Annotated in this window: 12 protein-coding genes; 4 read left to right on the forward strand and 8 right to left on the reverse strand. The window is 44.3% G+C overall.

The features are described 5' to 3' along the window. Positions 1-181: 181 nt before the first annotated feature. Complete coding sequence (locus FM038_RS17155; RefSeq protein ID WP_142874545.1) at positions 182-1372, forward strand: alginate export family protein; 1191 nt, start codon at positions 182-184, stop codon at positions 1370-1372. A gap of 157 nt (positions 1373-1529) precedes the next feature. On the opposite strand, the gene FM038_RS17160 is transcribed toward FM038_RS17155, so the two are convergent. Beyond that, positions 1530-2408 carry a 4'-phosphopantetheinyl transferase family protein gene (locus tag FM038_RS17160; RefSeq protein ID WP_419555599.1) on the reverse strand — a complete coding sequence of 293 codons (879 nt, stop codon included), beginning with the start codon at positions 2406-2408 and terminating at the stop codon, positions 1530-1532. A gap of 210 nt (positions 2409-2618) precedes the next feature. Between FM038_RS17160 and FM038_RS17165 the strand changes: the two genes are divergently transcribed. Genes FM038_RS17165 through FM038_RS17175 form a run of 3 tightly spaced genes read left to right on the forward strand, consistent with a single transcriptional unit; the run spans position 2619 to position 3486 of the window. Then, the gene (locus FM038_RS17165) at positions 2619-2840 is read left to right on the forward strand and encodes a DUF4177 domain-containing protein (RefSeq protein WP_142874546.1); all 222 of its coding nucleotides are present in this window, start codon (positions 2619-2621) and stop codon (positions 2838-2840) included. After that, positions 2840-3076, forward strand: a complete 237-nt coding sequence (gene yidD / locus FM038_RS17170; protein ID WP_142874547.1) for a membrane protein insertion efficiency factor YidD — start codon at positions 2840-2842, stop codon at positions 3074-3076. The genes FM038_RS17165 and yidD overlap by 1 nt, the downstream gene beginning before the upstream one ends. Next, the gene (locus tag FM038_RS17175) at positions 3076-3486 is read left to right on the forward strand and encodes a TM2 domain-containing protein (RefSeq protein WP_142874548.1); all 411 of its coding nucleotides are present in this window, start codon (positions 3076-3078) and stop codon (positions 3484-3486) included. The genes yidD and FM038_RS17175 overlap by 1 nt, the downstream gene beginning before the upstream one ends. Positions 3487-3626: 140 nt before the next feature. Here FM038_RS17175 and FM038_RS17180 read toward each other — a convergent pair whose 3' ends face one another. The 7 genes from FM038_RS17180 to fusA form a co-directional block, all read right to left on the reverse strand. Continuing rightward, entirely contained in the window at positions 3627-3806 is a 180-nt protein-coding gene (locus FM038_RS17180; RefSeq protein ID WP_142874549.1) for a CCGSCS motif protein, read from the reverse strand. Positions 3807-3972: 166 nt separating this feature from the next. Next, on the reverse strand, positions 3973-5256 hold the full coding sequence (locus FM038_RS17185) for a hypothetical protein (protein ID WP_142874550.1): 1284 nt from the start codon (positions 5254-5256) through the stop codon (positions 3973-3975). Beyond that, positions 5253-5936 carry an ABC transporter ATP-binding protein gene (locus FM038_RS17190; protein WP_142874551.1) on the reverse strand — a complete coding sequence of 228 codons (684 nt, stop codon included), beginning with the start codon at positions 5934-5936 and terminating at the stop codon, positions 5253-5255. Before FM038_RS17190 ends, FM038_RS17185 begins: the two co-directional genes overlap by 4 nt. 84 nt (positions 5937-6020) lie before the next feature. Next, positions 6021-7259 carry an ABC transporter permease gene (locus FM038_RS17195; protein WP_195873101.1) on the reverse strand — a complete coding sequence of 413 codons (1239 nt, stop codon included), beginning with the start codon at positions 7257-7259 and terminating at the stop codon, positions 6021-6023. Between the two features lie 80 nt (positions 7260-7339). After that, positions 7340-8596: an ABC transporter permease gene (locus FM038_RS17200; RefSeq protein ID WP_142874552.1), complete on the reverse strand. Its 1257-nt coding sequence runs from the start codon at positions 8594-8596 to the stop codon at positions 7340-7342. Between the two features lie 56 nt (positions 8597-8652). Next, entirely contained in the window at positions 8653-9402 is a 750-nt protein-coding gene (locus tag FM038_RS17205; protein ID WP_142874553.1) for an outer membrane lipoprotein-sorting protein, read from the reverse strand. 298 nt (positions 9403-9700) lie between these two features. Continuing rightward, positions 9701-11791, reverse strand: a complete 2091-nt coding sequence (gene fusA / locus FM038_RS17210; protein WP_142874554.1) for an elongation factor G — start codon at positions 11789-11791, stop codon at positions 9701-9703. Between the last annotated feature and the right edge of the window lie 11 nt (positions 11792-11802).

The following is an 11802-nucleotide window of genomic DNA, read 5'->3' on the forward strand; positions in this document are numbered from 1 at the left end:
CAATCAAAATACATAGGTACCCACAAAGAGGTACGCCTATATAGGTATAACGCGTTGATCTCAATCACATTTATCAACACCAAAAATTAATCATTCCGTAACCTTGTTTTAGATCAATAAACAGAGTCCTTATCACCTCTATAACACACGTAGAGCAATGATGAAACATAAGGACTACACAATGAAAGTTCGTGCACTTACCCTAGCAATTTTAACTTCTCTTTCGGCCTCTGCTGTTGCTGCTGACAGCGTTGACCCATTAAAAAAAGCCTTTATCGATGATTCAAAGGTAAATCTTCAATTCCGCTTACGCTACGAAGATGCTGATGTCGATACAGTTGATAACCAAAACCAAACAACGTTAAGAACCCGACTTACCTATCAAACCGGTGATATATATAATCTTTTCGCGTTAACTGAAATTGATGATGTCCGTTCGACTGACAATGAAGCGCTTATCGCTGATTACGAATACACTCAGATTAACCAAGCGTTTATCGGCTACAGAGGCCCTGCCGAGACGTTAGTAAAATACGGTCGTCAACGTATCTTACTCGACAACCAAAGATTTGTCGGTGGTGTCGGTTTCCGCCAGAATGAACAAACTTACGATGCTTTCTCGGTGAAAAATACCGCGATTGAAAACCTCACCGCCTACTACTCTTATGTGAATAATGTTAACCGTATCTTCCCTGAAGGTTCTGGTAAAGAAGAGCATAAAAACGAAACTAGCTTGCTCAATATCAATTATAAAGCAGGCGAAATAACCAACATGACTGGTTACGCTTACTTAATCGACAATATCAATGTTGCCGCTTTCTCAACTGACACCTATGGTGTTCGTGCTGCGGGTAAATTAAAGCTTGATGCAATCAAGCTTAGCTATGAAGCAGAGTATGCCCAGCAGTCAGAAGGTGGAGATAACCCAACAAGCTATACCGCTAACTACTATAAGCTTGGCGCAGGAGTTGGCTTCGGAGCATTCGGCGCTAAAGTGGGCTATGAAGTCCTTGGTTCTGATGATGGTAAAGCGGGTTTCATTACACCATTAGCAACATTGCACGCCTTTAACGGCTGGACCGATAAATTCCTATTTGGCGGTAAAGGTAACTGGGAAAATGGTCTTGTAGATACTCATGTGGTGCTTACAGCTAAACTTGCAGGGCTTAAGTTACTGGCTAAATATCATAAGTTTGATTCAGATTTTGGTGATATCGACATGGGTCAAGAGTGGGGCGTTGCAGCTACTTACCCATTTGCTAAACACTATAGCGTTGGTGTGAAGTATGCTAGCTTCAGTGGCGCCGATGCGGGTTATGGCTTCTCGAACGATACCGATAAGCTATGGCTAACATTGCAAGCAAAGTATTAACGCTAAGTACTTACGCAAAGCACTAACGCAAAGTACTAACGCTAAAATGAGCAATAAAGCGCATTGATAATGTCAGGCTTAGGGTCTGGCTTATCTCTCGCTCCCTTTGAGCAGACATGACGAAAATTGTTCGTCACTCTGCTCTTTTTTCTATGTGCTAAATCGATTCAATCGCTTTTAACAGAGCTGCAAGCTCCATCTTCTGAGCATGAACACCCAAGGTTAAATTTGTATCCACACTGACAGCAAACCGATAATCTTCATTTAACTTGCCAAGTAACACCGACCAGTCATCGGCTGATTTAACCAAATCCCCTTGATGAAGGTTTAACTGAATATTTTCATTAACTCGCAAATCATCAATACACGTCTCTTGTTCGAATAAGGCCAGTTTTGTCGTTTTAATCTCTGACAAATCGAAGCTGAATGATTTAAGAGATAATGCTAAACCAAGCCCCTTAGCCTTGATATAGGATTCTTTCAATGCCCATAAATCAAAAAAACGCTCTCTTTGTTGATCATTTGGCAGTGCTAGCAGAGCTTCAGATTCCTCATGGGTAAAATAATGATTCAAGATAGGATAAATGTTAGTGCTTTGCCTATAGCGCTCGATATCGACACCTAATTCGCATATCGATTGGCCTTCAGTTATCTGCATCACAGCGACAATAAGCCAATCACCGCTATGGCTGATATTAAAGATAAGCCCGCTGCTCGCATGTTGCTCACTAATCAGCTTAGGTTTCCCTTTTTTACCATATTCAAAACACCAATCTTGTGGTGATAGAAACTCACCTTTTAAGCTAGTCTCCTTAGCAAGCAGAGATAAAATCCCTCTTAAAAAGCCCCTAACCATCAAACCTTGCTCTCTGGCTGCCAGCTGAAGATAACGAGCTACTTTAGTCCGTTCATCTTCAGGGAGCCAACCTCTAATGACATCGGCTTGCGAAGGTGTCATTAATTCATGTTTGAGTGGACAGAAAAAAAGACTGAGTTTGCCCTTGCCTGACTCCTGAGGGGAAATAACTTGACTCAAACTGACTCCGAATTAGTGAAATAGGCTACTGAGATCTTATCAAAGCCAACGCGATAGAGATAGCTAATCAAAAGCTGCGTCCAGATTTCATCTTCTGTGATATCAATATCAATCCTTTACTCTCAACAGGCAATAAATGCCATTTACGTTACTTAGTTATTAATATAAGTTATTGTCTGTATTAGCATTAAAATTTCATTTAGGATCATAATGACAAGTTATAATGAGTACAAGGTAGTTCATATCGTCGAAGGCGGCTGCGGCACAATTTTATTAGGTTCTAGCGGCCTGCCACTGAAAAAAATGGAAGCAACACTCAATGAGCAAGCTGCCGATGGCTGGCAAGTGGTGTTTCAAGTGATCGAGCGCAAACGTTTTTGGCTATTTTGGAATCGAGAAGCTGTGATTGTCACACTGGGTCGTAACGGCTAATGAGTTTGTCGAAGCACGCCATCGCTTTGATTAATCGCTATCAGCGCAAGGGCGGCTCTAAGCATTACTTCAATCTAGAATGTAATTTTACGCCGACCTGCTCAGAATACACTAAACAAGCCATCGAACATTATGGCTTACTGAGTGGCTGTAAATTCGGCTTCAAACGAATAATGCGCTGCTCTGAGCCCGATTGTGTCAGTATCAGTCATGATCCCTTACATAAGGAGAAATGATGTTCACGTCTAAAGAGGCATTGGCTGAGCAAGAAGAGGCGATACGCCTAAAGGTGCGTCAGCTAAGCGACGAGCAGAAAAAGCATTTCCATAGGTTAACGCTTAAAAGCATTAAAGACCCAGACACCTATGCCGTTCTCAATTGGTGTTTTATTGCTGGCTTTCACCACTTTTACCTTGGGAAATTTATTCGTGGCGCTGTGAACTTGAGTCTATTGATTTTAGGGCTGATTTTATTGTTCAGTATCGAGCCTCCATGGGTTGGTCTTGGCATCTATGGCTTGGTATTTTTGTTAGAGCTACCTCAATTGCTCAATGCACAAAATATCATCCATCAATACAATAATCAGCTGATGCAAGCATGTTTAGTTGAGGTGCTCGGTGCTTCAAATGACAAGCCTTTAGCCTAGCTAATAGCCTCTTTTGAGAGTGACATATGCCTAGCTATGGCAAAGTTTGAATGATACGAAATTAAGAAACTAAAAAGCCTCGATAAATCGAGGCTTTTTTATGCAATATCAACACAGACTTTTGATTCTTGTAACAGGCTCTATGAGCATGAACCGCAGCACACTCCCGGCTCACCATGCTTTGGCTTCTTATCAGCCTCTACTTTTACACCCGTATCATTAGTGTCTTGCTTCAAACTTTGAATGGACTCAAGCTCAGTTTGAGCGCTGTTTTCTGCCGTATCTTTCTTTTTAAAAAAACTAACACCTGATATAGCCATAGTGATCCTCATAAATAGCAAGTTTAAACATTCATTTTTTTAGCATGTTATTAATTCCGACTAATTTAGTCAAGTATATAGTGTTAGTTTATAGAGATAGGATTTAAGTATTTGAGAGTGATGAGTAAAAAATAGTAACTAAATCTTAGCCTTAGAAAGAAAAGAGTTAAAAACTCCATTTTAGCTGCATAAACCCAAGTGTCGATGCGCTCTGTGAAAACAAGCTGCCACTGCGACCATCGAATCGCTGCAATACCATCAGCATGCTCCACTCATTAGCCAATGAATAACTCATACTAGCGCCATAAAAATAGGAGCCATCATCATAAAAGCTCGAGCTAAAAGTGAGTCGACTCAATGGTGAAACATCAAAGCCAAGCTCAAGATAGCTGGTCCAGTTGGTAAAGCTTAAGGTTCTAGCGGTCAAAGGTAAATTGAGGTATAGCAGAGCACTATCTGAGTCAGTGGGCTCTGAGATATGCAGCACAGAGCCTCTGATCATCCAATTTCTCGCGCCGGTAAAACTATAATCCATCTCTATTGTGGCGACACTGCTTGCTTCTAGTCTCTGTGCTCTAGGAGATAAACTCGCTCCATTAGCTAAAGGGTTTATGGCAGTTGGTATGTTAGCGCTAGAGTCATATGGCACAGGATCTTCCGCTGGCCAATAATTATATTGAGGATCAAAATAGCTCACTTCACCTCTAAAGCCCGCGCCGGCAATATCGCCAGCAAAACCTGCACCAATAACATGGTCAAAGCCTGACTTGCCGATTAAGAACTGCATGTCCCAACTAGCATAATTAGTTAAATACCGCGCCGCATAGCTGGTTAACTTGTTATCTTGGTTAGGGTTATAGACAAAGTCCACTGAGCTGGCAAAGCCAAGTTTACGGCTAATAAGCACAGCATCAGCGCCAGAACGCTCCTCGTAATCAAAATCATATATCGAATAAGCATTGAAAATATCATTAGGATTCCACAGCGTACTCATCGCCCAATTAATACGAAAACGCCCGACTCTTGCCTGCCAGTCTCCACCTGCAAACTCACTGGGCTTCCAATTGATGTAGGCGCGATCAAACTGGGTATTACCTACCCAACCATTACTGTCTAACCAGGTCGTCGACATATCCCAGTAACCAGGATCTAAACCGATAAGGTCACCATAACCAGGGATTTTTGCACTATCTCCATAAAACACTCTATTTCGCATCGATGCATTCAATCTAAGCTCACTATCGAAGCGATACTCGAAGTTAAATCGCTGATGTAAGAGATGATCAACACTATCTGGGGATGAGTCAGGATAGGAGAGCGTGCCCATATATTTCACATAACCATCAAGATCCCAGCTTTTAGCTGGCTCGAGTCCAGGAATCGGTGCCGCGAAAGCTAGGCTTTGAAACAGAGCTAACGTTGAGAGAAAAAGTAACCCAGTGAATCTCACTGCACCTTGTCCTCGGTTAACTGGCCATCTTCAAAAACAATCACCCGACGGGCGCGCTTAATCACTCGTGGGTCGTGAGTTGAGAAGATAAATGTCGTGCCCTCATTTTCATTAAGCTGCTGCATGATATCCAGTAGCTCTGAAGTGCTCGCCGCATCTAAGTTTGCCGTGGGCTCATCGGCCATCACAAATTGCGGCCTTGGGGCTAAAGCACGGGCCACTGCGACCCGCTGCTGTTGTCCTCCCGAAAGCTTCGATGGCACTTTGTGTAAGTGATCCCCAAGCCCCACTCGCTTTAGAAGGTCTGTCGCTCTAGCTCGGCACTCATCCTCAGAATGTCCCTGTAGTTGCATCACAAACTCGACATTCTCAAGGGCTGTTAGCACTGGCAGCAGACTGTAATCCTGAAAGATAAAACCCACATGATCACGACGAAAACCAATCAAGTCTTTATCACTTAACTGACAGAGATCATTTCCATCGATGATGACCCTGCCAGATGTTGGCTCATCGATGCCGCCTATCATATTGAGCAAGGTGGTTTTACCTGAACCTGAAGGGCCCATCACAGCAACAAACTCCCCTTGCTCAATATTGAGATCTAAAGCCTTAACCGCATGCACAGGAAAGTCGGTATCTTGATTATAAATTTTACACAGTTGAGTTGTTTGAATACTCATAGTTACCCTTCTTATCTTTAACGACTGACAAACGCAGGTACTGACAAACACAGATTTAGCCCCTTCATCACTTGCCAAGTGTCTTTAATGCTTTTCAGCCATGGCACCGACCGGGCTAAGTTTTAAGATCTGTCTTGCCGGATAAAGCGCTGCCAACAAGCTGACAATAATGACAGTGGCAAAGGTAGAACAATACTCCAGCACAGAGACTTGAGGATAAAGAGTGGTATCTACGCCTAATGCCCCCACGCCTTCAGCCATGGCACCAAGTTCAATACCGGTAATTTGCAAAATATTAACTAAAATAGATGCACTGAAGACACCTAAAAGCCCCCCAGTAACACCGAGTAGCCCCGTCTCTAATATGATCAGTGTAAATACCTTATGCTTTTGCATGCCGACAGCCATCAAGACGCCAAACTCGCGGGTCCGCTCAAATACCGACATCAACATGATATTGATAATCCCAAAGCCCATTGCCAGCATAAAGATGGCCAACACAATCGCGTTACTCACGCCAATCTGAGAGATGATAGTTGCCAGCATAGGTTGGATCTGCTGCCAATCTCTGATGCGATTAGCCTGGTTACTACTTTCAGCATCAAGCCGCTGCTTCACCTTCAGCGCCGCCTCATTTGAGAATCGGTTTTCCGTTTGATGTAGCACGACTGCGATCTCATGAACACCATCAAGCCCCGCCAGCTTCATTAAGTCGCCGCGTCTAACATAGAGATTGCCATCATCAAATCCCGTTGAAGGCGTTTTGAAAATACCTGCCACCCTAAAAGCCGCGCCAGTGACATCTTTATCCACATTGCTAAAGGTTAAAACGACCTTTGATCCTAAACGCAATTTCAATCTGTCAGCTGTTTTCTGAGACACCAGCACAGGGTGTCTACCCTCAACTGGCAACCAACTCCCCGCAACCAGTTTACTGGCAAGTGGGGTAACTTTAGCTTCGTCATCGATATCGACACCATTGATACGGATCCCACGGCTAGAGCGCGCCGAAGCGACCATGCCATCGACCAAAAATCGTGAAGACCAGGCTTTGACTTCTGGCATACTCGCTAACGCTTCAGTGATTTTTTCTGGGGAATGGATAAGAAGTTTAAGCTCTGGATTATCAACATATTGACGATTATGAACTTGAAGATCGCTGGTTTTCCAAGCAATAGCATTGTCAATCATATTGCCGTACATTCCTGTCATAAATCCCATCATGGTCACCACGCCAATGAGGCCAAACACCATGGCACTGAGCATAATGGATGTACGTAGTTTATTTCGCCATAAATTACGCCAAGCCAATTTAATCAACATAGCTAGCCCTCCGCTCAAGCAAAGCTGATGTACCTAGTTGCTTATTATAAACAGGTCGCCAAAGATTGCGCCACGCTAGCTTAATGAGCATGATCACCTCCCTTTAGCGCAGTCACCAAATCTAAATGGTAAACCCGCCATAGTGGATAGATTAAGCACAACAACATCAGAACGAGTACAATCAGTATCTGGTCAATAAACAGCCATGGCGCTAGCATCATAGGAATAATCGGCTCCCAGCCCATATCTAGCATCAATTGTGCAGTTTCCCCGGTTAGCTGTATCGGGTGAAGGTTAAACCAGACAAGTATAGGCGTGGCCACAAGTAGGCCAAATACAATACCCAAAAGAGAGATAAAACTCGATTCAAGCATGACTAAGGCAAGCAGTTTTGGCCTTAACAGCCCTGTGGCTAACATAACGCCAAACTCTCGCTGCCGCTCTAAGGTCATCATCAAAATAGTGGCAAACAGACCAAAGCCTACGACACCATAAAGCAGATACATCATAAATATGCCGCCCGCTTTATCCATGGCGATCTGCTGCGCCATCTCTGGAGATAACGCCTTCCAGTCACGTACATTCACTTGACCTTTAAAACCCAGCGACTGGGCTTGCTCAGTGTAAGCCTGCTGTAACTGATTAACCGTCTGTTCAATTTGTGAAAGTTCTCGGGTATGCAGCACCCAAGCCGTCACCTGTTTATCTGTGCTAAAGAGAGTTTGTGCCAATGGTAGTGGCATATAGACAAGCTGATTATCGAGCCCAGAGATTGGAAAATGTAGGATACCTTTAATGGTGTAAAGCCCTGCTGCAGTCTGCCCCCGGTATCCTTGGCCATAAAGCACGATCTCATCGCCAACATCCAGTTCAAAATACTCAGCCAGACCTTGACCTATTAGCACCTGTTTATCATCTTGCTTAAGAAACTCGCCTGCCACCAGCTTACTGGCAATGCCTGAGTAATCATCTTCTAGTTCAGGCATAACACCCAGCACCATAACGCCTTTTGACTTATCAGCCGCTGCGGCCAGTGAGAAAGACTCTATGCGAGGCAGTACTCGCTCTACATCAGGCAGCTGTTTCGCGATATCGATAAAAGCATCACTCTGAGGCAGAAGATCATCAATACTCTGAGTCTCGGCAAACTCTGGATGTTGCAACTGAATAAGGCCAGTAGAAAAACGGGCGTTATTTTCAATATTATTGGCATAGCTCCCCTCTTGGGTACTACGCATAACTAAAGAAAGAATGAGTGCTAATGAGAGTGCACAGGCAGTTAATAAAGTGCGCCGCTTCTGTCGCCACAAATTTCGCCAAGCAAGTTTTATTAACATAAATGTCCTTGATGAGGAACGAGTTCCTAGAACCTAGGTTCTAGGACCGCTTAAGCTTAATCCCTTAACGCTTTCATCTGACTCTGTGAGAAGAAATCATCGCCAATATCAAAATCAAACTGAGCTTCATGGGTGAGCATCTCGGTTTTATTGCCTGGCTTATCAGCTGGAGTCATGGTCATCCGCGTCGCGATTAACCGTCCTCCCATTTGCTTAACGTCGAAGGTTTCCATGGTATTGACCAAATCGTCGAACTCATCAAAAAACTCAACTTTACGCTGTAGATAACTCTCTTTTGAGATCCATAACCTCACCTTACTCCACACCACAGGTGCATCGGGTTTCGCTATGGCGTCGATAACATAGCTGTCATCGCCATCGATAACCTGCGCTTCGACAAGTTGATGGTCATAATCGACGACGATGGAGGATTGGTTGATAAGATCGTCATTGGTAAAATCTGAGCCCATCCAGGATTGACTCAGCATAGATGGGGCAATTTTAACCACCCGTTCGATACTTGGGATCCAGTTCCACATCTCTTTTTGACGTTTCAGCGATGCACTGCCTTTATCTTTTGCCGGAGCTGTCACCAGTACCAGTGACAAGTCTTGCCCCTTGGTCCAGCTTTTCATGCTCATGGAGCGGGTCCAATCCGGGCGAATGATATTCATGGTCGAAACCGTATAACTCGCATCCCCGCGCATCTGTTTATCAGATAGAGAAACTATCTCAGTGGCGCTTTGGCCAAAAGTGTGAAATGAAACAAAACCGGTTAGCAACACAATAAATGATAATAAACGCATAGTTAATCCTGTCACCTTAAGCCCAACATTGGGCTATAGCCATTTCATTTTACATTGATTTCACTATATCGAATTACAAAGAGTAAGGGGAAAAAATCAACATTATTTACCTAAGATTTTTTTCAGTTAAAGACAGGAATTGAAGACACAATTAACTACTGGATTAACGACTAGATTAACGAGTGGCGGCGGTGTCGATAGCTGCACTAAAAGTGGGTCGTTGAAACACAGTAAATAACACGTTAACGCAAAAGTACCACAATGAAGTTACGACCTCATTGTGGTAATACTCAACATGTTATGCTCGCTTCTCATCGATTTTGGTATGCACCTTTATTAAGCTTTTTTGAATATGCTCAGGGGTTATATCATAGCGAACAAACACCATCGAAAATTGACCATCTCCACCAGTCATCGATTTAAGCCGATTAGAATAGTCATCAACTGCAGCAAGGGGCGCTTCGACACTGACCTCTATCTTTTGCTCATTAATTGCATTCGTGCCACATACCATGCCTCGGCGTGCACTGATATCTCCTGTGATATCGCCAACATGCTCAGTGGCAACACAGATTTTCATCTCGACAATAGGCTCCAATATAACCGGGGTCGCCAGATTAACCGCATCGATAAAGGCTTTCTTTCCGGCCATCACAAAAGCGATCTCTTTTGAATCGACACTGTGATGCTTACCATCTAACAGGCTAACCTTAATATCTTGCATGGGAAACCCTGCTAGCAGACCATGCAGCATGGCCTCTTTCACTCCCTTCTCAACCGCAGATATATACTGCCCAGGGACTGAACCACCGACCACCTGACTGACAAACTCAAAACCTGCACCTCTTTGTAGCGGCTCGATTCGAATTTCGACCTCACCAAACTGGCCCGAACCACCGGATTGCTTCTTATGGCGATAGCGACTCTGGGCTGATGTCGTCACTGTTTCTCGATAAGCGACTGCGGGTTTATCGGTATCCATATCCACATGAAATAGATCATGAGCTTTCTCGATGGCGATCTGCAGATGAAGCTCCCCTTGCCCACGTAGGACCGTCTGCCCCTCACCATCCTTGCTGCCTAAACTCGCGTTACCTAGACTCAAGCTAGGATCCTCAGCCACCAATTTGTTGAGCACCTCAGCGATTTTATGTTCATCTCCACGGCGCTTAGGAGACACTGCCAAGCTAAAAATAGGCTGAGGCAAGCTAAGCTCAGGAAGGTGAAAGTGATCTTCATCATGACTATCATGAAGCACTGCGCCTACCTCAAGCTCATCAATTTTTGCGAGTGCGATAATATCTCCCGGCACAGCGCGAGGCACACCGACATGCTTATCCCCTTGCAGCTTGAATAGATGAGTGACTTTAAAAGGTTTACGCCCTTCACCTATAAATAGCTTCATGCCGATAGTCATCGTGCCTTGGTGAAGCCTCATCACCCCCATGCGACCAAAGAATGGATCGATAGAGACACTAAAGACATGAGCTAAGACATGAGCTAAGACATGATCATTCGCTTTTTGGGTCACATCCACAGGGATCAATTTACCAGCAACCGCATTAACGAATTGAGCTGGATTTGCCTCCAATGGGTTGGGTAGTAGCTTAGTGATAAGTTCCAATAACGCGTCGATGCCGACGTCAGTTTCAGAGCTAGTGAAGCAAACTGGCACTAGGTGCCCCATACGCAGTGCGCGCTCTAGAGGCTCATGCAGCTGCTGAGGGCTCAAGGCTTCACCTTGCTCCAAATACAGATCCATTAACGCCTCATCTTCCTCTAAAACAGTATCGACAAGCTCATCACGCGCCGAACTTATTGAGTGGAATAAAAGCTCAGTAGCACAGGTATCTTCACAGTGTAAATAACAATCGACCACATCATCTAATGATGCAGTGGGCAGGTTAACCGGCAGACAACGGGAGCCAAATCGAGTTTGAATATCATCGAGTAACTTAGGCAAGGTCGCTTGATTTCCATCGATATGATTAATGGCAATCAAGACGACTTTCCCTTGGGTTCTAGCCGCCTTAAACGCCCTTTGAGTGATGGTTTCTATGCCACTTGCGGCATTGATCACTAAGAGTACAGACTCAACCCCAGGCAAAGGTAATAGTGCACGGCCAAACAGATCGGGTAATCCAGGCGTATCGATAAGGTTGATGTGGTGCTGATTGAAATCGAGATTGAGAAAGGAAGGGTCTAGGCTATGGCGGTGGGCTTGTTCTTGGACAGTGAAATCAGCATGATTTGTGCCCTTATCCACCCTGCCCTTTTGGGTTATCGCCTCCGCTCGGTAGAGCAAGGCTTCAATCAATGTAGACTTACCCGCTCTCGTATGTCCGAGCACCGCAATATTTCGGATCTGCTCGGTAATAAACTCCGCCATAACAAACTCCT

Source organism: Shewanella eurypsychrophilus (assembly GCF_007004545.3).
In the GTDB taxonomy this organism is placed as follows: domain Bacteria; phylum Pseudomonadota; class Gammaproteobacteria; order Enterobacterales; family Shewanellaceae; genus Shewanella; species Shewanella eurypsychrophilus.